This window comes from Bradyrhizobium sp. 2S1, assembly GCF_011516625.5.
Classification (GTDB): Bacteria; Pseudomonadota; Alphaproteobacteria; order Rhizobiales; family Xanthobacteraceae; genus Bradyrhizobium; species Bradyrhizobium septentrionale.
Map to the genome: position 1 here is coordinate 403,934 of NZ_CP147717.1, position 22,334 is coordinate 426,267.

At 59.9% G+C, this 22,334-nt stretch carries 15 protein-coding genes and 6 pseudogenes; 9 read left to right on the plus strand and 12 right to left on the minus strand.

Translation table 11 applies throughout. From position 1 onward, the window contains the following. Positions 1-846: 846 nt before the first annotated feature. On the minus strand, positions 847-1,365 hold the full coding sequence (locus HAP54_RS52400; RefSeq protein WP_414646180.1) for a cold-shock protein: 519 nt from the start codon (positions 1,363-1,365) through the stop codon (positions 847-849). A gap of 689 nt (positions 1,366-2,054) precedes the next feature. Between HAP54_RS52400 and HAP54_RS01890 the strand changes: the two genes are divergently transcribed. Both HAP54_RS01890 and HAP54_RS01895 read left to right on the plus strand, forming a co-directional pair. Beyond that, the gene (locus HAP54_RS01890) at positions 2,055-2,270 is read left to right on the plus strand and encodes a hypothetical protein (protein ID WP_210297574.1); all 216 of its coding nucleotides are present in this window, start codon (positions 2,055-2,057) and stop codon (positions 2,268-2,270) included. A 49-nt stretch (positions 2,271-2,319) separates the two neighbouring features. Next, positions 2,320-2,508, plus strand: a complete 189-nt coding sequence (locus HAP54_RS01895; RefSeq protein WP_166298602.1) for a DUF1842 domain-containing protein — start codon at positions 2,320-2,322, stop codon at positions 2,506-2,508. Between the two features lie 1,154 nt (positions 2,509-3,662). Here the strand turns inward: HAP54_RS01895 and HAP54_RS01900 are convergent. From HAP54_RS01900 to HAP54_RS01915, 3 genes and pseudogenes are all read right to left on the minus strand, one after another. After that, a protein-coding gene (locus HAP54_RS01900; protein ID WP_166296389.1) for an IS3-like element ISRj2 family transposase occupies positions 3,663-4,792 on the minus strand; the annotation gives its coding sequence in 2 pieces (ribosomal slippage) (positions 3,663-4,540 and positions 4,540-4,792; 1,131 coding nt in all). Between the two features lie 121 nt (positions 4,793-4,913). After that, positions 4,914-6,067, minus strand: a protein-coding gene (locus HAP54_RS01905; protein ID WP_166295259.1) for an IS3 family transposase whose coding sequence is annotated in 2 segments (ribosomal slippage) — positions 4,914-5,818 and positions 5,818-6,067 — 1,155 coding nt in all. Because the reading frame shifts where the segments join, the coding sequence is not laid out codon by codon here. Positions 6,068-6,239: 172 nt separating this feature from the next. Beyond that, positions 6,240-7,588: pseudogene (locus HAP54_RS01915) on the minus strand (IS701 family transposase). A 181-nt stretch (positions 7,589-7,769) separates the two neighbouring features. Here HAP54_RS01915 and HAP54_RS01920 point away from each other — a divergent pair. Beyond that, positions 7,770-8,779, plus strand: a pseudogene (locus HAP54_RS01920) (IS110 family transposase). A gap of 500 nt (positions 8,780-9,279) precedes the next feature. Here HAP54_RS01920 and HAP54_RS01925 read toward each other — a convergent pair. Both HAP54_RS01925 and HAP54_RS01930 read right to left on the minus strand, forming a co-directional pair. Further along, a protein-coding gene (locus HAP54_RS01925; RefSeq protein WP_166298603.1) for an IS630 family transposase occupies positions 9,280-10,226 on the minus strand; the annotation gives its coding sequence in 2 pieces (ribosomal slippage) (positions 9,280-9,887 and positions 9,887-10,226; 948 coding nt in all). Next, positions 10,187-11,035: an alpha/beta fold hydrolase gene (locus HAP54_RS01930; protein ID WP_166298604.1), complete on the minus strand. Its 849-nt coding sequence runs from the start codon at positions 11,033-11,035 to the stop codon at positions 10,187-10,189. Before HAP54_RS01930 ends, HAP54_RS01925 begins: the two co-directional genes overlap by 40 nt. Before the next feature lie 275 nt (positions 11,036-11,310). Here HAP54_RS01930 and HAP54_RS52405 point away from each other — a divergent pair. Both HAP54_RS52405 and HAP54_RS52410 read left to right on the plus strand, forming a co-directional pair. Further along, positions 11,311-11,430: pseudogene (locus HAP54_RS52405) on the plus strand (IS5/IS1182 family transposase); the annotation flags it as partial. Between the two features lie 56 nt (positions 11,431-11,486). After that, a pseudogene (locus HAP54_RS52410) lies at positions 11,487-11,856 on the plus strand (IS5 family transposase); the annotation flags it as partial. A gap of 440 nt (positions 11,857-12,296) precedes the next feature. Here the strand turns inward: HAP54_RS52410 and HAP54_RS01940 are convergent. The 3 genes and pseudogenes from HAP54_RS01940 to HAP54_RS01950 all read right to left on the minus strand — a co-directional run. Continuing rightward, positions 12,297-13,361: an IS630 family transposase gene (locus HAP54_RS01940; protein ID WP_166204319.1), complete on the minus strand. Its 1,065-nt coding sequence runs from the start codon at positions 13,359-13,361 to the stop codon at positions 12,297-12,299. Positions 13,362-13,572: 211 nt separating this feature from the next. Further along, on the minus strand, positions 13,573-14,358 hold the full coding sequence (locus tag HAP54_RS01945) for a hypothetical protein (RefSeq protein WP_224742080.1): 786 nt from the start codon (positions 14,356-14,358) through the stop codon (positions 13,573-13,575). Between the two features lie 32 nt (positions 14,359-14,390). Then, positions 14,391-14,723, minus strand: a pseudogene (locus tag HAP54_RS01950) (S9 family peptidase); the annotation flags it as partial. Between the two features lie 389 nt (positions 14,724-15,112). Between HAP54_RS01950 and HAP54_RS01955 the strand changes: the two are divergent. From HAP54_RS01955 to HAP54_RS01970, 4 genes and pseudogenes are all read left to right on the plus strand, one after another. After that, on the plus strand, positions 15,113-15,337 hold the full coding sequence (locus HAP54_RS01955; protein ID WP_029084244.1) for a UPF0149 family protein: 225 nt from the start codon (positions 15,113-15,115) through the stop codon (positions 15,335-15,337). A 62-nt stretch (positions 15,338-15,399) separates the two neighbouring features. Then, positions 15,400-15,745, plus strand: a pseudogene (locus tag HAP54_RS01960) (transposase); the annotation flags it as partial. Positions 15,746-15,976: 231 nt separating this feature from the next. Then, positions 15,977-16,615: a hypothetical protein gene (locus tag HAP54_RS01965; RefSeq protein ID WP_166298605.1), complete on the plus strand. Its 639-nt coding sequence runs from the start codon at positions 15,977-15,979 to the stop codon at positions 16,613-16,615. 578 nt (positions 16,616-17,193) lie between these two features. Beyond that, a complete protein-coding gene (locus HAP54_RS01970) occupies positions 17,194-18,537 on the plus strand; it encodes an IS1380-like element ISBdi2 family transposase (RefSeq protein WP_166204320.1) in 1,344 nt (447 codons plus the stop codon). A 707-nt stretch (positions 18,538-19,244) separates the two neighbouring features. Here HAP54_RS01970 and solA read toward each other — a convergent pair. From solA to HAP54_RS01985, 3 genes are all read right to left on the minus strand, one after another. Next, entirely contained in the window at positions 19,245-20,393 is a 1,149-nt protein-coding gene (solA, locus tag HAP54_RS01975; RefSeq protein WP_166298606.1) for an N-methyl-L-tryptophan oxidase, read from the minus strand. Between the two features lie 169 nt (positions 20,394-20,562). Then, positions 20,563-21,135, minus strand: a complete 573-nt coding sequence (locus HAP54_RS01980; protein ID WP_166298607.1) for a hypothetical protein — start codon at positions 21,133-21,135, stop codon at positions 20,563-20,565. A gap of 73 nt (positions 21,136-21,208) precedes the next feature. After that, positions 21,209-21,427 carry a hypothetical protein gene (locus HAP54_RS01985; RefSeq protein WP_029085031.1) on the minus strand — a complete coding sequence of 73 codons (219 nt, stop codon included), beginning with the start codon at positions 21,425-21,427 and terminating at the stop codon, positions 21,209-21,211. Between the last annotated feature and the right edge of the window lie 907 nt (positions 21,428-22,334).

The following is a 22,334-nucleotide window of genomic DNA, read 5'->3' on the forward strand; positions in this document are numbered from 1 at the left end:
CGTGGTGAAGGGGTCGAGAGCCAGGAATCGACTCCCGCAGTTCTACAAAGTTCCAGTTTGAGACATGAACCTTGGCACGCTTTGTGCTGACCCATCCTTGTCGGGATTTTGCATCACCTTCGCGGGGCTAGGAGCCAACGCCGCTCGAATCATTTCAAGCGAGCGGCGTTGTATTGTCGAAGCTCCTCGGCGAGTGATCCTGAATCCACACGTGGGCGACACTCGCCGGACCAAGGTATCAACCGCCTTGCCGAGGAAACCCCGCCAAGATCGTCGTTGGCGGCCGACAGCAATGTGAGCGTCCACAGATCGCTAACAAATCCGGAGAGGCTAGCGGGCTTATCTGTTGGCTCGCATGGGGAGCCGTCACTGCCGTGGCTTCGCGCGAGCGAGCCTTTGCGACTTGGTGCGAGACGACAAGCACAATGGCCGAATCTCGAATCTTTGAGAAGCGCCTCCTTCAGCTCGGCGGTCGATTAAGTTGACGATGCCGTTACGCCGCTTGTGCGGCACCAGCAACCGGTCGGCTCTCTGCTGAGATGTTTCGTTGTCGTGCAACACTTCGAGACTGCAGACGCGAGCGATCGCCACGGCGCGGCGCGAGATTCGCTGATGGTTCATGGATTTTGCTTTTAGCTCTGATGCCGGTAGCGGACTGGCTGCCGGGGGTTCAGAAATCCTGAACGGCCAATGTGCTTTTGGGGTGCCCCCCTTCGACATGGGCGCACCGTCCCACCGAACGGGGCTGTTATACGCTGGCCCATTGATGGCCACTGATGCTATCTCGGGTTTCTGATGCCCAAGCCTACGGCTGCATACAACCTAGACGTTTGCAACAGTCATTTTCTACTCAGGGCGCGACGAAACCGCGCGCTCTCCCTTGGTTTTTCGTACACACGGCTGCGCTCGGCCGCTCGGCTTTATCAAACCCGAATTGCTCAAGCTCCTGCCGAAAGCGCGGACAACGAACCTGCAAGCCGTGCTGCCGTGGCCTACTGCACTTACGATCGAAAGCCCGACGCGGATATAGACGCAAAAGACGGCGAACACGGTCAGTCCAAAGACGTGCCGCACTCCTAATTCGCTGCGTCCTCTCTGAAAAGAACGCAGCCTGTTCGTCTTAGCAATTGTTGCCGGAGATCTAACACCCGCGGACGTGATCAGACCCGCAGGTTTTCTGCGCTGCTTTTGCCACGCTTGGGGGCGACTTGACTTCGTAAGAAATCTTTTGCCTTCTGTCAAACCAGAGAGTCCAGCGCGTTCTACGGCGCTAATGTGGACAAAAATGTCGTTTCCGCCGTCATCTGGAGCGAAAAATCCGTACCCCTTTTGATCATTAAACCACTTCACAGTACCTGTTGCCATACGATCACTTCCTTTGCCGTTGCGCCCAATCCGTACGCTGGTGGGTAATGGCGCCGCGAACAGAGCAACTGGCGTGCCGGACCGAAAATGCTGATCCTACAGGGATGGTAAGCATTGAGTCGACGACAATGGACGCAAAGCTGACAACCGCGTGCGACTGCCAACATTCTCAGGCTAGCTCAATCATTGGGATTACTCGAAGGCAGCACACGGCGGGGCGGTAGGTCCTGGAACGGCATGATGCGAGCGCCGTGTGCTGCAGTTGAAAGTGCTCGACCCGATGAGTTCGCATATAACCGGGTTGTCTTAGACTGGTCGCGCAGAAAGTTGACGCCGGTCTCGTCGTATTCATTCGTGTCAGGCCGATGCCACAATGTCCGCAACTCGACGCTGAGCCGCGGGGCTCGCACCGGCGAGGCGCACCTTTCTATGGCCATTGAAGCACTCACCGCGCAAATTCTCTGCGCCGCTGGCGGACACCACCCAGCGCCGCACGGGTCATCAGGCGTGCGGGGATGCTGCGCAGCGTCGCCCAAGCATCGTCAGCTCACGAGGACAATCATGGGTTTCTATCAGACGGAGCCGTCTAAAACGACAAAAGTCACCTTCATCACGGATCCGATGGATTCGGGCTATTTCTGGTCGAAGTTGAGGGTGATGCGCCGAACTTCACGACAGGAATTACCCTAGTGCGCGATCCGCATTGGGTCGGCGGCCCGAAGATCGACGTGATGGGCTGGACGGGACCGCACGGTGATGGGTCCACGCCCTACGCGGTCAAGGGCAGCTTCCCCGGCCATTATGTGCCGCAAATCGTCGTGTCCGGTAGCAATGGCACGCGCATTCCGGTGAAGGCGATCTCGGCGGAAGAATCTGACAACTACGTGCGGGAGTTGGCCGGATGACCACGGCGGATCACCCGCTCAATCCTCTTAAACAGGAAAGGATAGCTCTATGCCAGATACGACAACCAAAGACCACGTCGGATTGTTTCACGCCTGCTATCAGATTGGCGAAAGCCGCCCAGGAGACATAATCTTCAAGCTGGATCTGGTCGTCGACACGCCGAACAGGCGGATCCAGGGCTGCGGCAGCATCACCCAAGCTGTTAATCCGCCGCTCGATGTCGCCGCCTCCCTGTAAGGCAATTACAGCCAGCTGCCTACGCTCTTGCCGGCGCCGGCACTACTTCTAGTACTCCTTACTGGCTACCCGCCGATCCACTGGCCGCACCATGCCGGGCTGGGACCGGTGATTCTGCCCAACGTCGATCTGCGCATGACCTGGTCCCGAACTGGCAATCGGGAATCGCCTCCTACCGCTATCGCAGCGGCCACGGCGATTGACAGGAGGTCGAGGCCGCGCCGGTCAAGCTGGTGTCTCCAGTCGTCGCATGAACGCATCAAGTTCGGGCCGGCAAGGCTCCTGCCCGATTATCGAGACTGGGCTGATCGTTCAGACACCCAGCCGGTGTGGTATCTCTCTTCATGGCGTTGCTCTCCATTGTGGCATCAGCACCCAGAGCCTACCGGCTCAAGGTGGGCAACGCCAACCTCTTCAGAAATTCAACAGAACCCGGGACATCCCCTTGACGACTGGAGGCTCCCGGTTCCCAGAGCCGATGCGTCAATACTGCGACGACTTGACCGAGGTCATGATCCGGTCTGGCCACTGGATGGCACATGAATGTCCGGTAGCCGTGAACGCTGCATTAGCGAAGTGGCTGGCGGTGAAGTTGGCTCACGTCTGGTCCTCGTGAAAGCGGTCATCGCGTTGGAAACGGCCCAACGGGCTGAACGGCAACCACAAGCAAATCTTCGCTCGAGTTCGTGGGGTGCCTCTCGAAAGTCTGAAAACATAGGGACGGAATTCTGCCATCACGGAACAGCATCAGGTCTCAGAGACCTCGGCAGCACGGATATTGTTTCTTGTTCCGTCTCTGGAACCAAACTTTCCGCGCCCTGTTGTTCCCCTAAGCAATGGAGGAACATCATGATTTCGAAATGCATTGCAATCGCATTCCTGGCTACTGCGTCGATGACCGGCGCGGCGTCGGCGCAATCCACGAACCAGGTCGATTCGACTACCACTGCCACCACGCACAAGGTGGGTGAATGGCGTGCGTCTAAGCTTGCCGGCGTGAATGTGTACAGAGCTGGCGCCGGTTGTTTGGACAGCGCCCCGCGGGATTTAAGTGGATTCCTGCCGGGTTATGCTGAACGCGGGGCCTTTCGATTTTGTCGTTGCGTCGGGAGGGCGTAGCCCGACCAGAGCGACGACAAAATCGTCGGCGACGGTCATGCGGCCATCACCATAGCTTGCGTGCCGAAGTAAGCCTCGTCGGGCGTGCGCCCGTCAAGGCTCGAGTGAGGGCGTCCCTGATTGTAGAAGGCCAGATACTTGGCAATTGACGCTCGCGCCTCGGACACGCTGTCGTAGGCGCGGAGATAAACTTCTTCGTATTTGACCGTGCGCCAGAGCCGCTCGACAAACACGTTGTCGCGCCAGGCGCCCTTGCCGTCCATGCTGATGGCGATCTTCGCGTCCAGCAGCACATCGGTGAACTCGAGGCTGGTGAACTGGCTGCCCTGGTCCGTGTTGAAAATCTCGGGCCTGCCGTGCTTCGCCAACGCCTCCTGGACCGCTTCGACGCAGAAGGCCGCCTCCATTGTGATCGAGACGCGATGGGCCAGGACCCGTCGGCTGAACACATCGACGACCGCCGCGAGATAGACGAAGCCACGCCGCATCGGAATGTAGGTGATGTCCATTGCCCACGCCTGGTCGGGCCGCTCGATCTTCAATCCGCGCAACAGGTACGGGTAGATCTTGTGACCCGGTGCCGGCTTACTCGTGTTCGGGCGACGATAGACCGCCTCGATCCCCATGCGCTTCATCAGCGTCGCGATGTGGCGGCGACCGGCGTATACGCCCTCCCGCCGCAGCAACGATCGCTGCATACGCGCTCCCGCGAAGGGATAATCGAGATGCAGCTCATCGAGCCGACGCATCAAGGCAAGGTCCTCGGCCGAAACTGGCCGAGGTTCATAGTAGACCGTGCTGCGAGCCAGCTTCAGGACCTTCGCCTGGCGCACGATAGAAAGATCATGACCGCGGTCGATCATCGCTTTGCGCTCAGCAGGCCCGCCTTGGTGAGCGCGCCGGACAAAAAATCGTTTTCCAACGCCAGCTCGCCGATCTTGGCATGTAACGCCTTCAAATCGACCGGCGTCTCGGCCGACGCCTTGTCATGCCCAAACACGCCGGCGGCGCCTTCCAGGAGCTGGTTTTTCCAGATCGTGATCTGGTTCGGATGAACATCAAACAGTTGCGCCAGCTCCGCCAGCGTCTTCTCGCCTTTGACCGCAGCCAAAGCAACCTTCGCCTTGAATGCCGGAGAATGCATCCGGCGGCTCTTCTTCGTCATCTTCGCTCCTGATTCGCGGCAAGAATCCTCGCCGCTGTCAGGCAGAAAATCCACTCAAGCTACTGTCCGAATTTGCGGAGCCAGCTCTGTCTGAGCTGCTGCCGGTTTGATGGACACCCGCTTAAGCTAATCCCACCTTGCGCTCGAACTCAACCGGGCTGAGATAGCCGATGGTCGAGTGCCTGCGGGTCGTGTTGTAAAATCGTTCGATGTAGTCGAACACATCGGCGCGTGCCTCATCTCTGGTTTGATAAATCTTGTTGGCCGTACGCTCGGTCTTGAGCGAGGAGAAGAAGCTCTCCATCGCCGCGTTGTCCCAGACGTTGCCGGAGCGGCTCATGCTGCAAACGATGCCGTGGTCGGCCATCAGGCGCTGGAACTGCTCGCTGGTGTACTGGCTGCCCTGGTCGGAGTGATGCAACAGCGCATCCGGCTTGCCGCGCCGCCAGACGGCCATCAACAATGCGTCCGTCACGAGCTGTGCCGTCATGGAGGCACTCATCGACCAGCCCACCACGCGGCGTGAGAACAGGTCGATCACCGCTGCGACATAGAGCCAGCCTTCGGCCGTCCAGAGATAGGTGAAGTCGGCGATCCACTTCTGGTTCGGCCGCTCGGCGGCGAACTGCCGGTCAAGGAGGTTCGCCGGTACGGTCTCGAGCTGTCGATCGCCGCTGTCCTTCGGTAAGCGCCGACGTCGCGGCCGCGCCCGCAAGCCTTGCAGGCGCATCAGCCGCTCAATCCGGTGCAGGCCGCAATCCGCCCCGTCGGCGAGCAGGTCACGCCACACCCGGCGTGCGCCATAGGTGCGGTCGCTGGCGGCGAAGCTGGCCTTGACCTTGCCGCCGAGCTCCTCGTCGCTGCGGGATCTGGCGCTGGGAGAGCGGTTCAGCCAGGCATGGAAGCCCGACCGCGACACTCCCAGCGCATCGCATAGCCATGCCACCGGCCAGATCGTCCGGTGCTTCGCGACGAAGGCGAACTTCATGTCGCTTCCTTCGCGAAGTAGGCTGCGGCCTTTTTTAGGATATCCCGCTCGGCCTTCAGCTTGGCGACCTCACGGCGCAGCCGCTCGATCTCCTGCTGCTCCGGCTTCATCTGCCCGTGGCCGGGAAAGGCTTGCGCCGGGTCGGAGCCCAACTCCTTCACCCATTTGCGGAGAACATTCTCATGAACATCCAGGTCACGGCCAGCTTGCGCCACCGACACCCCACGTTCCCGCACCAGCTTGACCGCCTCGACCTTGAACTCGCGGCTGAACTTCCGTCTTTTCATCGCCACCTCCGGCTTCATGAAACACCTAATCTCGGTGTCCATCAAACCGGCAGCAGCTCAGTCTTGTCGCCTGAACGGCTGAAGGGAATTGACGAGGTGCTGATGCGCCGTCCCAGCCAAGGTAAGGGCAACTTAGCACTACTTTGGCAGAATCTGTTTGCGCCAAGGTTTTTCATGGATTTGTTTTCTGCAGTAGGGACACCGCTGAGACGCTGGCCGAAGGATGAGATCAACGATAGCGTGACGGTACGGCGGGCATGGTTGGTTGAGGCGGAGGCCCGTTGATTCTTTTTTTCCGCCCCGCGTGTGCGAGGCGACGGTGCTGCTAGAAGGCGTAGGCAATCATAGTCATTAGGGCGTGACGATGAAGACCTTGCCACGAACGCCCTTCGAAGTGATCGAGGCCAAGCTCTTCTTTCTGCTGCTGATGGGCCTGCTCGCAAATCCATCGCGCCTTGATGGTGGCGGCCAGTATGCGCAGATCTGCCGCCCCGAACAGGTTAGCAAGATAGTATTTCTTCTCCCCGAGGCGCGCTGCTCGCCAATGAGCCACGCCTCGTCGCCCGGGAGATGCTGCTGATCCTTATCCCATATTCGCTGCGGAGGCCCGTCGGCGATGCGCACACGGACAGCAGCAAATCGGGCTTTCAGCCGACCCTTCGGCCCGCTGCGCCAACTCACGGATTTCCACTTGGCGCTGGCCAGCATGTCTTCGGTCGCGATCGATAAAATATCTGGCACGTGGTGCTTTCGAAGTCGACCTCGAACTTTGGTAACCGGCCAGATGAGCTGCACATCAACCGGATAAACCTTGAGATGTCGAGGGATGCCGACCGTCCAGGCCAATCCGCGTGCCGTTAGTCCCTGTCGAAACGGCGCGCTGAGCCCGTATCCTGCATCCGCCAACACACATCCAAAGCGCACGTTGGCTCCGATCGCGCGGTCAATCTCAGCCAAAGCAATTTCCGGCTTGGATCGTGGCGTTCGATATTCGACCGGTACGCGCGCGCGCTTCAATCGAAGCACGTTGCTTGTCCAACTCTCAGGCAGAAAGAGACGCAACGCGACCATCACCGGCACTTCGCCGCGCGCAAGTGTCAGCGACACCAGCGTCTGGCAATTTGCCGTTTTGCCAAGAGCCGACGCATTTTGGGCCGCGACACCAACCGAGCGGTCGCCCTTCTTCGGCATTGCCGTGTCGTCAATAACCAGCACGGCATCCTTGCCGCCGACAAGTCGATCCGCCTGGTTGAGCAGTTCCGATTCCAGCGGTGTCGCGTCCCAGACACCATCGGCGATGAAATGGTGCAGCTGATCGTAGTTGCCCGATGCAACGCGTTCCGCCATCGGCTGAACGCTTTTGCGATCGCCGGGACCGATTAATCCCGCAACGAACAGCGGACACATCCGTTGTCGGGTCTTATGACCCAACCGATCCAGGAAAGGCTTCAGCCAGCGTTCGAGTTCGTCTTCCCATTCTGCCATGGTCAGCCCTCCAAGAGCCGACCACCCATGAATCATTGAAAAATCGATTCGGGAATCCTAATAAAAAGCCTAAATCCAACAATCTGCCAAAGTAATGCTAGATGCGGTAATGGGCCCTGCTCAGAGCAAGGGGTCATGATGGTGGCTGTCCCCGATAGATGATCAAACGGGGTCACGACTTGAGTCGGCCCCAAGCATCTGGAGACGGAGGACAGCCGTGGAGAACTATGCCGGAATCGACGTGTCATTGGAACTGTCGAGCGTGTGCGTTGTGGATGCCCCAGGTTAAAATCCTGAAGGAGGCAAAGGTCGCGAGAGAACCCGACGTCTTAGTTAACTTTTTTGAGGCGCTTGGCTTTGCGGTGAAGCGGATCGGGCTAGAGGCCGGGCCCCTGTCGCAGTGGTTGCATGCGAGACTGAAAGACGCAGGATTTGAAACGGTTCTGTTGGGAACGCGGCACGTAAAGGCGGCATTGTCTGCGATGACGGTGAAGACTGATCGTAAGGATGCGCGCGGAATCGCCCAGTTGAACCGGACGGGATGGTTTCGGCCGGTACACGCAAAGTCAGTCGATGCGCAGGAGATCCGGGCCCTCCTGATCGCGCGCAAACAGCTTCTCGGGCGGCTGATCGACGTGGAGTTGAGTATCCGCGGGATTTTGCGTGGCTTTGGGCTGAAGGGTGGTCCGGTGACGCGGAAGAATTTCGAAGCGCGGATCCGAGGGTTGATTGCAGGTCAGTCGACATTGGAGCGTATTGCCAGCGCGATGCTTTCGGCACGATCGGCTTTGAAGGCAGAATACGGAAGGCTGCACAAGGCTGTGCTGGCAATTGTGCGTGACGATGCAGTCTGTCGCCGGCTTATGACAGTGCCGGGCGTTGGTCCCCCTAGTGGCTGTTACCTACAAATCAGCGATTGATGACCCTCATCGCATCGTAAAATCGAAGGCAGCAGGCGCTGCTGTTCGGGCTCACGCCAAAGAAGTACCAATCGGGAGAAGAAGACGTCACAGGCGGGCTCACGCTGGCTGGCGATGAGATGGTGCACAGGGTGTTGTATGAAGCCGCCAACGTTCTGCTATCGCGCATCACGCGGTTCTCAAAACTCAAGCGCTGGGGATGGACGTCGCCAAGCGGCGAGGCTCGAAGCGCGCAAAAGTTGCCCTGGCACGCAAGCTCGCAGTGATCCTGCATCGCATCTGGGTCGACGGCACAACTTATCGATGAGCAGGAGCGGATCCGATCCGCAACATAGAAGACGTGGAGGAGATCAAGAACGCAACCGGGCTGAACTGAAGCCCTGTGCCCGAAGTCCCGTCGCCGGGACGGTGGATCCGGTGAAGCCGTTACACGGCCAGTGGTCGTCGCCTGACGAACCACGCGTATCTAGATAGGCTCACCGCTCCCTCTGACAGCATGATGTGGCGGCCAGGCGTTGACCACGGACAGAAGCATGAGCTCGGCGGCGTGACGTTCACTCGGGAGGCTACATCGTCGGGCCCATTACAGAAGGCCGTGTACCCCATAAAACCGGCGGCGTCATGCGACGAAGGTTACGTCTGCTTTGACCCTATGGTGACCAGGTTCGTGCGGCAGCGCAGCCAGGTCGTGATGGTCCGGAACCAGAAGAGGTTATCAAGGCCCTCGTTGGTCCTACAGGGGCAAACGTCGATTCCTGGCGGACACGAACCGAGCTATTTCTGCCAGTGAGCTAGAGCATTTTCCGATCACGTTGCGCCGTAACCAGCCGCGACGAGATAATTTTGGCATTCCTCGGGTGAGAAGCGCTTGAGAGCGTTGGCGATTGCTTGCCAGAGATCGGGCATGGTGCGCGCTGCGGCGGCCCGCAACAGGGCTTTCAGTTTAGAGAAGGCCATTTCGATCGGGTTGAAGTCTGGACTGTAGGGCGGAAGATAGAGCAGGCTTGCTCCGACCGCCCGGATGGCCTCTCGAACGCCATGGACCTTGTGAGCGGGCAAGTTGTCCATGATAACGGTATCGCCCGGCCGCAGCGATGGGGCGAGCAATTGCTCGACGTAGGCCAGGAAAGCGTCGCCATCCATTGGACCGTCCAGAACAAGCGGCGCGATCAGACCGTCGGAGCGCAATCCAGCGGTGAATGTCGTCGTCTTCCAATGTCCGTGTGGGATAGCTGCACGACATCGCTCGCCGCGTGGCGAGCGGCCGTAAAGCCGCGCCATTTTGGTGTTGGCGCTGGTTTCGTCGATGAAGACGAGACGCTCAGGGTCAAGATCGATTTGCCCTTCGAACCACTCCTCACGCGCGGCATTTATATCGCCGCGCCGTTGCTCGGCGGCGTGCGCTGTCTTTTTTTAAGTGTGATCTTTCTGCGCTGGAAAAAACGCCAGAGCGACGCGATGCCAGTCGATATTCCACGACGTTTCAACAGTTCTCGCAACTCGGCGAGCGTGATATCCGGCTTCGCTGTCACTGCCTCCAGAATCAATTGCGAATGCGCTTCGATGCGCTGCGATTTGCGGTCACCGCCCTGGCGTTTAGGAACGATGTCGCCAACTTCCTTGAGGCGACCGCGCCAGCGGATCGCACTGGCCGCGCTGACACCAAAGCGCTCAGCAGCCTGTCGACAGGACATGCCACCGTCAATCGCGGCTATCACCCTTTGACGAAGATCAACCGAAAGCGCCCTGGCCATACATGCTGGCCTCCCTCGCCAGCATGCAGCTTGAATCTGACTCGCGCCGTTTTGGGAATCCCCACCCGATTCATTCCGGTCGGAAAATGCTCTAGGAGTACGCCCGAGATTTCCTTGGCGCGCTCGACGATGGCCCAGTGACCCGCATTGCGTTCTATAAGAAGATTCGCGCCATGCCTCGTCGCAAAGCGTCGGGCCACCGACACCGGCACATAAGGGTCCTTCGCTCCCCAAATCAACAGCCCCCGCTTGGGTAGGGCTTCGAGCCGGTTAACCCAGTCTCCCTCAAATCGGAGCGCGTTGGCTGACCTATAAAGTGCGAGGATGGATCTGCGCATGTTTGCGCTCCATGCAGCCGCTTCGTGCCTCGCAATATCAGGTGGAAGCGCGCTCTGACGTAAAATGATTTCTATCATCTTTCTTGGTGAAGCGGCTATCGCAATTTCGCCTAGGAGCGGTGTATTCCAGATATGAGCAACAAAGTGGCCACCATAATCCGGGTCGATCGCCGCTCCCGATATCGCCCATGAGTTGATCAAGTCCGGGCGCAGTGAAGCAGCCCTTAACGTCAACAATGCACCCCAATCATGTCCGAAGATATCAAGCGGGCCGTAGGTGGCGTATTGATCCTGCAGCAGATCAACCAACCATTTTGCGTATTCGTCCTTGGTGCTGCCGAATCCCGCGGGCGGCGGGGCGCAAAAGCCGGGCGGACTGGGTGCCAGCGCGTGCGCACCAAGCTGCTCGATCAAGGCACTCCAAATGAATGGCGTGTCAGGCACCCCGTGCACAAGAATTCGATGGGTCATCGGCGGGTCGTCCTTCGTTGTCTCTGAACGGAAGTCTGCACTTTGAGGGCAATCCGTAAACGCCTGGCAAGCAACCGAATGTCGTTTGGGTCATTTTCAACGGTTTCAGCGGGGGCGTCGGCAAGCTGATGTTCGCTTCTGACCGAAAGTGCCGAGCCGGGGCCGCGCCAGAAATGTTGCGCCTGGCGAGACCCCTGTGACTCAAACTCCTAAAACTTGGGGCTCGAATCATGCGCTATGAACTCGCCGACTATGAATGGACTGCCATAAGGCCGATGCTGCCGAACAAGCCGCGTGGCGTTCCTCGAGTGAACGACCGCCGCGTCCTCAATGGTATTTTGGGGGCTTGCGATCTGGAGCACCTTGGCGCGATCTGCCCGAGGCGTTTGGGCCGTACACCACTTGATACAACCCGCTTCGTCCGCTGGCGGCGGGCTGGTGTCTGGGGCCGTATCAGCACGGCGCCTGCATCACAAAGAATCGGCCAATTGATGGGAAGATCACGCGGCGGCTTGACGAGCAAAATTCATGCGTTGGTCGATAGCAATGGCCTGCCGGTACGGCTGGCATTGAGCCCCGGCGGGGCCCATGACGTTCGACTTGCCGGGAAATTGCTGTCTCGTCTGAAATCGGGGTCGATGCTGCTTGCCGATCGTGGCTATGACGCCGACTGAATTGGAGAGCTTGCCACGAAGAAGGGCGCGTGGGCCAACATCCCGCCGAAAACTAATCGTAACGATCCGATCTGCTTCAGCCCTTATCTCTATCGCGCTCGCAACCGGGTCGAACGGGTCTTCAACAGACTCAAACAATGTCGTCGTCGGAACGGCTTGCGGCCGATCTGCCGAGGTAACTGACAGTGGCCAATCTCAAGCGCTCAGGCTGGTTCAGATGGCCGCTACCCAGATCGTATAGTCTGGTGTATCGAACGACCCGCGCGAGATAGCGGCAGGTCGAGAACGTCCACGTCCCTGCCGTGATGATGACCGACAGCGCTGCCCTGCCGCTCTAATCCGGGGCGATACCACGGTCTGAATATAGTAAACACGGGCTTGCTGACGCCGCTGCCGATGACGGCGCCGCCAAGGTCGATCATGTGAAGTGAGATTTTGTTTTCTCGACATCACTCATCGACAAGCCGCCGGAATGCATAGGTATATTCGAGGGCCACCCGGCGTGCATCTTCAATGAGATTGGCGGCGGCACTATGTCCCCCGTCGAGGTTCTCATAGTAAAAATAGGGCTGGCCTAGTACCCAGAATCAGAGCTGAGTGATACGGCGGCCTTTGAAACGGCGTTGACGGACCTTTTTCTTGGTCCAGACGAAGGGCTCGGCTCTGTCGTTGTATGCGTTGACGTAGGCATCGATGTGCTCCTGAAGCTGCGTGAGGCTTGTGAAGGAGGTGCCGCTGAGCGACTGCCCCTGCAAGATCGAAAACCATACCTCGACCTGATTGAGCCAAGACGCACTTGTCGGCGTGAAATGAAATTGCACGTTGGGGTGGGCCTTGAGCCAATGCTCGTTCTTCTTGTGGGTGTTGAGGTTGTCGAGGATGACGTGAAGCTTCCGGTTCGGAAAAGCCGCGGTGACGCTGTTCATGAAGTCGAGAAACTCGACGCGGCGTCGGCGTTTTGAATGCGCCGCGATGATCTTTCCGGTGGCGACTTCGAGCGCCGCAAACAATGTTGTGGTGCCATGCCGCTTGTAATCGTGGCTCTGGCCGGTCAAGGCGCGGCCATTGGGCAACTTCAGATAACCCTGCGCTCGCTCCAAAGCCTGGATCGAGGGCTTCTCGTCCACGCACAGCACAATGGCCTTCGCGGGCGGGGCGACATAGAGGCCGACAACATCGGCGGCTTTGGCCGTAAAGTTCGGGTCGTTGCTCTCACACCAGGACTTACGAGCCGCGAGGTCAATCTTGTGGCTGCGCAGGAACCGCCAGACATATTGGACGTCAACATCGCCCAGCGCCCCGGCCAGCAGGGGCCCGGTCCAGCGTGCGAACCCGTCCGGCGGCGGCTTGTCCAGCAGCTTCAGAATCCGCTTGTCGGTGGCCTTCGTATAGATTGGCTGCTTGCCCGGTCGCGGCTTGTCTTGCAGCCCTTCAAGGCCTTGGTCGGCATAGCGATGCCGCCAAAGGCTGACAATCCGCGGCTGGACCCCAACTTCCTTGGCGATCGACCGAGTGCTGCGTCCATCCGCCGCCAACAGAACTATCCGCGCCCGCTTCAAATCGCGCTGCAACGTCACCGGGGAGCGGCAACACGCCTCAAGCACCTTGCGATCTTTCCTCGAAAGGTGGACTTCTCTTGCTTCGGGTATCATCCCGACCTTGAATCACGACTCACGCTTTAAGAAAAGTAGGTACTAGGAGGTATCGACTTCAGTATGTCGAGGCGTTCGGTCGCGGCGTCGAAGTACCAGAGCGACGTCGGCCTGAGAAAGCTGGAGACGGTGAACATCACCTCGTCCTTTCATTCGATGCGGCAGGTAGACCGACACTCGCATTCTCCGGAAGCGGGATCGGCGTGGCCCGCTAGGCGCCCTGATCATACTTGTAGACGAACGCCTTGCTCTGAACCTTGTCGCGGGTCGTCAGGATCAACAAATTCCTGGTGGCGCTGAACCCGCTGAGCGCCTGCCGAGGCCCGGGCTGGAAGACGAGCGACGGTCTGGCACGCAGCGGATCCTGCTTCCATTCGGCCAGGTCATACGAGATGATCGAGCCGGCTGCGAACCGGGTGCCGCCGGACGGCGTCCACTCCTCGTCGAGCGTCACGAGCAGGCGGCCACTGGCGATGCCACCGATGGTCGCCTTCTTTGGCAGGTTGAGCTTGATCGGCCCCTTGGGCCCGAAGAGCACATACTCATACTCGAACGTGCTGATAGTGCGCACCGCGCCGGTCGCATGGACCGTGCCTGCACTGTCGCGCAGCGCGAATGGCACCGTCCCGTCATCGGTCGGTTCGCCGCGAAAGACCTCGCGCGCTTCAACGAGCGGCTGAGCGCGCTTGAGCTCCTTCACGACGAAAGGGTAGCCGGCCTGCGTCGTGGTCCCTTCGCCCCAATCGCGTGCAATCAGGATCGTGTCGCCGTCGATCCAGCTGACGCCCTGCTTTCCCTCCGGAAGGTCGAAGCCGGTCGTGACGAAGGCTTGGGCGTCCGCGTCGAACTCGCGCACGAACACGGCGTCCTTGCCGTCCTCGGAAAATTTGAGCAGGCACAGGCGCTCTTCGGGCGGCAGGCAGCTACCCCCTTCAAAGACCCAGTTCTTCTTCTCCGCGGCAGCCAGCGCGTCTCCAAGTCGAGGATGGTGTCCCATCGCGGGTCCTGGGCGCGATAGCTCTCAAACGTGGTACGTCGCCAGACGCCGCGCACGTGATTCTCGTCCTGCCAGAAATTGTCGAGACCGCGCCGTCCGAAGGAAACGTACGGAATCCGATCCTTGGCCTGGAGGATGGTGAGCCCCTCTTGATAGAAGCGCTGATAGCGGGGATCCGATTGGAGCGCGCCGAGCGTCTTGTCGTTCTCGGCGCGAGCCCAAGCCAATGCGCGCGGCCCTTCGATCTCCTCGAGCCAAAGGAAAGGATCGTCCGCCTGCATCGCAGCCGGCAGCTTCTGGGGCAGTGCCGCGGACATCAAACAGGTCATGGAGAGCGACGCGGCGAGGAGGAGCGACTTTTTCATGGGAGTTGTCCTGGACTGCGTCGGCGGGCCGGGCTCGCCGCGTCTTGCGAGGTAGGCGGAAGCAGACGGAATATGTGCATTCGGTCTCGAAGAGTGGGGAACCGCGCGGTGCCCCGAACGAAGCAAGCAGCGTGCCGCTTGAAAATTGGAGGTTCTCCAGTCGCTTTCTACTTTGTGTCAGCGTTAACTTGGGGACGTTGGTCTCAAAGCTGACAATCGCGCTATGAGCAACGACCGTACGTTGCGCAGCAGAAAGCCGCCTTTTGCGCTAAGCATGAGAAGGCGACCCTTGTTGGTCTGGGCGGAATTTCGATCTGTCGAGTCTCATGCGAGGCGTTGGAAGGCAATGGGCTTTGGCAAGGCCGTGCTTCCATGGAATTGGAGTGCCCATGTCCGGTCTGTCGCGCCGACCCAAGCAGCTTGACGAGGAATTGCTCGCCCTCGGCGAGGAAACGATGCTGCTCGAAGATCCTGACGGCTTTATCGCCGGTTTGCTGGCCTGCCCGGAGCAGATCACGCCCAGCGATTGGCTTCCAGTCGTGTGGCATGAGGACAGCACGGACCAGCCGGTCTTCGAGAATCTCGACCATACTGTTCGCCGTCAGCGCATGTGAGACAAATTGAAGGATTTTGCGGAGGGAGGATTTCTGGTTCATCGTAGCCAACAGGAGCGCAGATGGAGCAGAAATCCGGACTGGGCAAAGCGCCGGCAGAACAAGTGCTAAAGGACATTCGGCGCCAGACGCGCCGGCAGTATTCGACGGAAGAGAAGATCCGTATCCGTGCTGGAAGGACTGCGGGGCGAGGAGAATATCTCCGAGCTCTGCCGGCGCGAGGGCATTGCCGCCTCGATGTATTACGGCTGGTCCAAGGAGTTCCTCGAGGCCAGCAAGCGCCTCCTGGCGGGCGATACGGCGCGAGCTGCGACCTCCGGCGAGGTGAAGGATCTCCGCCGGGAGGCCGCCGCCCTGAAGGAGGCCGTAGCCGATCTGACCCTGGAAAACCGTCTGCTCAAAAAACGTATGGCCCCGCCCCGTCTGCAAGGGGTCTGATTCGGTTAAAGGAGATCGTGGTCGACTGGGCTGCCCTGGTCACCAATATCAAGCCGAAAAGCGAACATCCGACTTTTCGCGTGCGCCTGGCGCTCGGCTTTACCACCTCATTAAGCTGCAATGCGACATCATAATGCATTCACGCATCTGTCACGGACTCGGCTTATGGCTTCAACATCGTCAAATGACCGAGGATTGATCATGAGCCCTTTGTCAGACATGCTGCGAAACCTGCGGTGGGATGACTACCGTTACTATCACCGGAGCAGAATTAATCAGATGCTGCATTTGATCAGCGCTTTCATCTTCCTCGGTTGCTATGCGCTCTTGTTCAAGGACCCGGCAATGGCCGGCCTCGTTGGCTGGCTTGCGATGCTGACGCGGCAGACCGGACATTTCTTCTTCGAGCCGAGCGGCTACGATAACGTGAACAAAGTCAGCAACGAGTACAAGGAGACGGTCAAGGTCGGCTACAACCAGACGCGCAAGATTGTGCTCTTGATAATCTGGGGCCTGGCGCCGTTCGCACTCTACGTCTTCCCGCTGTTTGGCATGTTCGATCCGCCTGTCGGGCGGCTTGACTTCATCCGGCAAGTCGGCACGGTATGGCTCGTTATAGGCATTGGCGGCGGCCTCTTTCGGATGATCCAGCTCTTCGTCACCCGTGACGGCCAGACCGGGCTGGTATGGGTCTTCAAAGTCCTGACGGATCCCCTCCACAACGTCGCGCTGTACTACAAATCGCCGCTCGCGCTGTTGCGCGGCGAGCTGATCGACACATCGATCGCGGACGCCGGCTGGGGCGGTGACGAGGCCGAAACGGCTCAGCGTCTCGCCTGAGCGACGCACGTTGAGCGTGTGCTCACCAGGTGCCCGCTTGACAAGCGTATCCTTCGGCTGGAATGGTCCGCGCGCCTAATCTTCACTAAGGACCCCAAGGCGGTGAGCTTGCGTGGTCGCATCCGCAACGACGATGGGCGCCATGTCCGACGCCGCTGAATAGCTGGATCAGAAGGTTTTCGAGAAGGCCGCGCCGGCAAAGTGCGGCCTTCTTGCGTTGCTGGCATTTTCTCGCGGAAGCCAACGAGTTGGGGGATGTCCCGCTCGATGTTGAAGCTGGCAGAGCCGGAGTTCCCGATAATACCACGGAGGGCGGTCTCCGTGCGAGCTATAAAGAGAAGCTGATCGACTCCGCTTACCAATTACAGCGTCATGCGGGCGTGGGCCTGATTCGGCATACAAGAGAACGATGGGGCGAAGGCACGGTCTGCGATAGCGGCAGGCCGACCACGTTTAGCCCGTCTTATTCGTCAGAGTGCGCCTGAGAGGCTGGCGAGCGTGGTGTAAAGCGCTGATGCGGCGTAGGATTCGGTTGCAAAGCCAACCCCATCACCTCAACCGCGAACGCCAGGCCCGCCATGACCGATGATACGATTCTGCCCTTCTCGTTTCCAGCCGTTCACGCCAAGAAAGTCACAGCTGCCTTCGATGGCGGTCGGCTGACCTCGAACGGGGGCGTGATGCTTCTGGCGATGGCCGAGCGGCGTCTCGGCTTGGCCGACAATTTGGCCCGGGTGTTCCCGGATCGGCGCGATCCGACGCGGGTCGTGCACAGCCTTGTCGATATGTTCCGCGCGCGCATGTTCGCGATCTGCTGCGGCTACGAGGACGCCGACGACCTCGATCATCTGCGGTCCGATCCCGCATTCAAGCTGGCCTGCGGACGGCTGCCGGACACGGGTCGCGATCTGTGTTCCCAACCGACGCTGTCGCGGCTGGAGAATGCTCCGCGCCTGCGCGACGTGATCCGACTGACCTACACTTTGGTCGACGCATGGATGGATAGCTACCCGCGCGAGCCGGCATCCGTCACGCTCGACATCGATGATACCTGCGATGTCGTCCACGGCCATCAGCAGCTCTCGCTGTTCAACGCTCATTATGACGAACGCTGCTTCCTGCCGATCCACGTCTACGACACGGAGAAGAGCCGGCCCGTGGCGGTCGTGTTGCGGCCCGGCAAGACGCCGGGCGGCGTCGAGGTGCGTGCCCATCTGCGCCGCCTGATACGGCATATCCGGACGCGGTGGCACAACACGCGAATTACGTTCCGTGGCGACGGGCACTATGCCCGGCCGGAGGCAATGGCGTGGTGCGAGACCAACGGCATCGACTACATCTTCGGTCTGTCCGGCACCAAGCCGCTCGCCAGAAAACTCGACGAGGCCGCCGACGACATCCGCACGCGACGCGCCATCGAGAACCTGCCGGTTCTGCGTGGCTATACCGAGACGCGCCACAAGGCCAAGTCCTGGGATCGCGAACGGCGTACCGTCGCCCGTATTGAGGCGACGATGCTCGGCCTCGACATCCGTTTCGTCGTCACCAGCCTCGATGTCGGCTCGGCCGAGTGGATCTACGACAGCCTGTATTGCGCGCGCGGCCAAGCCGAGAATCTGATCAAGCTGCATAAGACACAGCTCGCCTCCGATCGCACCAGCTGCCGTTCGGCGCTCGCCAATCAAGTCCGCCTCGTTCTCCACACCGCCGCTTATTGGCTGATGCTGACCGTGCGCGACGCGATTCCCAAAGCCCGGGAATTGGCCACAGCCGAGTTCGCGACGCTGCGTCTTCGTCTCTTGAAACTCGCTGCCCGTGTCGTCGAGACCACGAGCCGCATTCGCCTTGCGTTTGCCGCGGCATGTCCCGAAGCCGACCTGATCCGCGGCTTGCCAGGCGCGCTGCTGCCGCTCGGTCCTTGACCGGCGGGGCGTCCGCCCCCCGTTCGCCCAACCCATCCCTCAAGCGCGTTGCAAAGTACGGGTCGTCAGGCGGTGAAAAGCCGAAGGCAATCCCGCGCGCCTCGTCAGAGCAGATGTGCGGCCACATCAATCGGACTAAAAAAAGCACTCTCACGAATAGGACGGGTTAGCGAACGAACAGGCTGGGCGGTGCGAATGCCGCTCAGCTACGGGACCGCGGCCTCGTCAGCTTCTCGAAAGCAGGTGAGACCCGCAATGGACTGCAGGGCGGGGTAGCGCGTGCACAAGGCCGAAAAGCCTCGAAAAGACCAATGATGTTGATTAGGGTATTTGGTGTGATTGATCGCCACTTTCGGAAACTCCTTCCGCTCCGCCCAGTATGTTCGCGGTTCGCGATCGGCGAATAACTGGAACCCGACGCCGGCCAAGCGTCAGCCGTTAGATCAGGGCGAAGCCCTCGCGACCCACAAACACTGCGAGCTACTTGATCAGCTGGGGCAATTCCCGGCACAGACCGATTACGGGCGGTCTTCAAAGACCCACTTGCCCCGTCTCGCCGACCACGCACACTGCGGCTTCCGACCCAACATAGTGCTTCATGGCAGTTGATGCGAATCGGTTGTTTGGGGGAGCTCCATTGGTGCCCGAGCCCACGACCGCAATTACGCCATTGTCTGCAATACCAGAATTGGACGCCAATTGACGTCTCAGGAGCTTGGCGGCGCGACGCCGCTGAACCGGTCGAGCCGAAACGCGTTCGGCGCTATCAGCTTCGCATCGAGTGCCAGATCCGCGAGCATCGTACCGATCGCGCTGGCGAACTTCGCACCGTGACCGGAGCAAGGCGACGCAACGACGATGCGGGGGTCGGCCGGAAGTCGATCGATGATGAATTCGTTGCCCTCGTCCGGTTGCAGGTCTGCTCGGAGCGTGTTCGTGTAGAGGCAGATGTCGCGCTCGACGATTGGCCCCGCCGCTCCGGGAACCAATTCGGCGAGTGTCAATCCGACAGTCTCCAGTTCTGCGTCGGTTGGCGGCGGGTGCCAGGCGTCTGCCCCCACGACTGGCCCTTGGTCGTGCTGTGCAGCCTTCACGCCTCGTCCCTCGAAATCGGGAAAGCCGTAGACCACTCCTTTCTCCCCTTCGACAATAAACGCCGGAAACTCGCCGTAACGCACCAATTCGGGTTTGGCCGGCTTGAACCAACCGACCGTTTGTCGGGTGATCTTTAAGTGTCGTGCGAGTCCCGGGATTAGCCCGGCAATCCACGGTCCTGCAGCAATGATGGCCCTCTCGGCCAAGATTACCTCTCGGGGCATTGAAATACGGATGCCGGCGGCCACCGGCCGTATTCGGGCCGGAGCCAGAATGATGCGGTGTTCGGCGCCTTCGCGAAACGCGCGGATCGCCGCTTCGGCCAACAGGATCCCGCCGCTTTCCTGGACGACCACATCCCAATTATCCGGAAGCCGGAACGCGGGAAATGCGGCGTTTGCTTCCGCTCCCGTGACCGGACCGGGGACGGCGTCCTTGAGCGCGGCGGCGCGGGAGTCGGCCACCATCTTCGATCCGGGAGGTCCTGCTTCGAGTACGTGGGTCGGCATGAGGATTGTTCGTCCGCTGGCGGCCTCCAACATCCGCCATCCCTTGAGGGCAGCATCGCTAAGCTCCGTGTAAGCCGCGCTCTCGAAATTGAAGCGTCGGTACACTCGGCATGAGCCATGCGACGAGCCGCGAGCCTCGCCCAAGACAAGAGGGTCGAATCCGAGCACGTCGGCCCCACGACGCACCAGCGCATGGAACGCAGAACTCCCTATCAGGCCGAGGCCGACGACGGCGATTTCGCAAGCACGCATCCCTCACTCCCTCTTTCGCTGTCTAGCACGCGCGATTGATCTGCCGCGCCACCGCACTTTTGCGGGCCCCGCCCTTGGTGGACACACTGCAGCCGCAGCAGGAGCACAAGAATCCCTGAAGGGTGCAGTCGCGCAGTATTCGCAATTCGCCTTGTCAGCCTTTTCAGTCTTATGGGCTTGCCGCCCTGCCGCAGCGGTCGAAAGGGAGCGCCGCGCCATCGACCAGGGACCTTACCATAGGGCTGAGAGCGAGCGGCGCTCGACCCGCCTGCGCGGAACGGCGAAATGCCGCCTCGCTCCCGCGATCGCAGGCGTCTATCGCTTGTTGATGAGGATGTTCGACATCCAGCTCGACAATGGTCGGCCGCGAGTGGGTGGAGCGCACCACGCTGAGATAATATTGCACCAGCGCAACCCGGAGATCGCAGCCATCGAGCAGACTTGCGAACTGCTGACGGTTGTTGATCAGCCTTTTGGCGCGTACCACCCCGGCACCGACGACCAGTGCTCCGTACGGCAAGCGGCTGCCACGGAATGCGATGCCGAGCTCTTTCGACAGCTCTCTGGGAGAATTCTGCAGCCTGCACTGGGCTACGAAGACGCGATGCTCGGTAAGATCGCCCCTCGCCACCACAATATCGAGCCAAACGTTCTCCGCTATGCCGACCGATGAGAGGATTTGCAACAGCTTCTTGCACACGGCACGCAACAGCTTCACGATGAACGACGCGAGCAGCCTCATGACAAATGTTTGGCCGAGCCATGGGGCCGCCGCCGATAAGAAAGAGGCTGCCGCCGAGATGGCGACCAGCGCTTTAGTGGTGATCTGCAGCTCCCGGCCGTGGATCGTTGTCCGCGCGGATGACGTGCACCGCCGCCATCGCAGTGCCATAGAGCGCCAACAGTGCTTCCGCGAAGACCACGCTGGCGAATAACGGCACGAGCAGCAGAAAGCTCGCGAGCACGTGGGCTGCGAAGAGCGCTGCGGTGGAGAACGGTGCGGCGACCGGAAGCAGCAGCCGGCAGTCGCGCACGATCGTAAGATAGATATCGTAGCCGAGCGCTCTCTCGATTCGAGAAAGCGCAGCAATGACGCAGCGCCACGACCATCGAAATTAACACCTCGTGAACTCGAGACAGCATTCTCCACATCGTCCTCTCGTCACGGTGTGATGGTGGTGTGAACAAAGCAAGCGACGTGCCGGACTGAAAGGCGCGATTTCTGCAAGCACTACAGTCCTCTGTTGGGCATCGCGTCGCTTGTTGATGTCAGGTCAAAGCTGACAACATTTGTGAGAGCTCGAACATCGCCACTTCCTCATTTCGAGCACCACCCGCAGCCAGAAAGGGCCGCCAGGGTTACCGCGGCCCTCTTCAGGCAAAGTTCTGAGTTAGATCGCGGTTTAGACCTCGAACCAAGTGGAGGAAGGAATGGCACGGCCGACTCTGTATACAATTCGTTCTCCGCTTGAGAGCCGCCTGCAATTGAGCCGCAGGCGCGCGAACTCATGCGGTAAGCGGTTGGAGAATGATCCGGGTATCAAAGCGAACGGCGCCCACCTCAAAGAGAGGAAGAGCAAATGAAAACGCATAGCAGTATCGGGGAGCTGCAGCGAGACGGCTTCGAGCTTGAAAGGCATTGCGCCTGATTGTGGCAAACGCGATGGCTATGGTTCATTCGACGGGGTGACGAGTTCATCAAGAACATTCATTCGGGCACTTCGAGACCACCGCCTACAAGTTGCCGCTGGCGCTCTGTCCGGCGGCTGGCATGAGCTGCCCGAGCCGGCCAAGAGGCTTCGCTGAAAGTGCAATACCACATGGCTGCCGGGACCGAGGCCAATCTAGAAAAGTCACCCTCTTTACCTGGGCCGCGAGCAAGCGGCATGATCTCGGGGAACTCTCGCAAGTCCTTGAAGAATGGTATCGTACCTTTCCCCC

Bases quoted from the DNA above. Each gene is read 5' to 3' on its own strand.
- HAP54_RS01970 (WP_166204320.1), top strand. From the start codon at position 17,194: ATGACCGATGATACGATTCTGCCCTTCTCGTTTCCAGCCGTTCACGCC.
- HAP54_RS01980 (WP_166298607.1), bottom strand. From the start codon at position 21,135: ATGAGGCTGCTCGCGTCGTTCATCGTGAAGCTGTTGCGTGCCGTGTGC.
- HAP54_RS52400 (WP_414646180.1), bottom strand. From the start codon at position 1,365: ATGGCAACAGGTACTGTGAAGTGGTTTAATGATCAAAAGGGGTACGGA.
- HAP54_RS01945 (WP_224742080.1), bottom strand. From the start codon at position 14,358: ATGGGACACCATCCTCGACTTGGAGACGCGCTGGCTGCCGCGGAGAAG.
- HAP54_RS01895 (WP_166298602.1), top strand. From the start codon at position 2,320: ATGCCAGATACGACAACCAAAGACCACGTCGGATTGTTTCACGCCTGC.
- HAP54_RS01965 (WP_166298605.1), top strand. From the start codon at position 15,977: ATGAGCCCTTTGTCAGACATGCTGCGAAACCTGCGGTGGGATGACTAC.
- solA (WP_166298606.1), bottom strand. From the start codon at position 20,393: ATGCGTGCTTGCGAAATCGCCGTCGTCGGCCTCGGCCTGATAGGGAGT.
- HAP54_RS01930 (WP_166298604.1), bottom strand. From the start codon at position 11,035: ATGACCCATCGAATTCTTGTGCACGGGGTGCCTGACACGCCATTCATT.
- HAP54_RS01940 (WP_166204319.1), bottom strand. From the start codon at position 13,361: ATGATACCCGAAGCAAGAGAAGTCCACCTTTCGAGGAAAGATCGCAAG.
- HAP54_RS01955 (WP_029084244.1), top strand. From the start codon at position 15,113: ATGTCCGGTCTGTCGCGCCGACCCAAGCAGCTTGACGAGGAATTGCTC.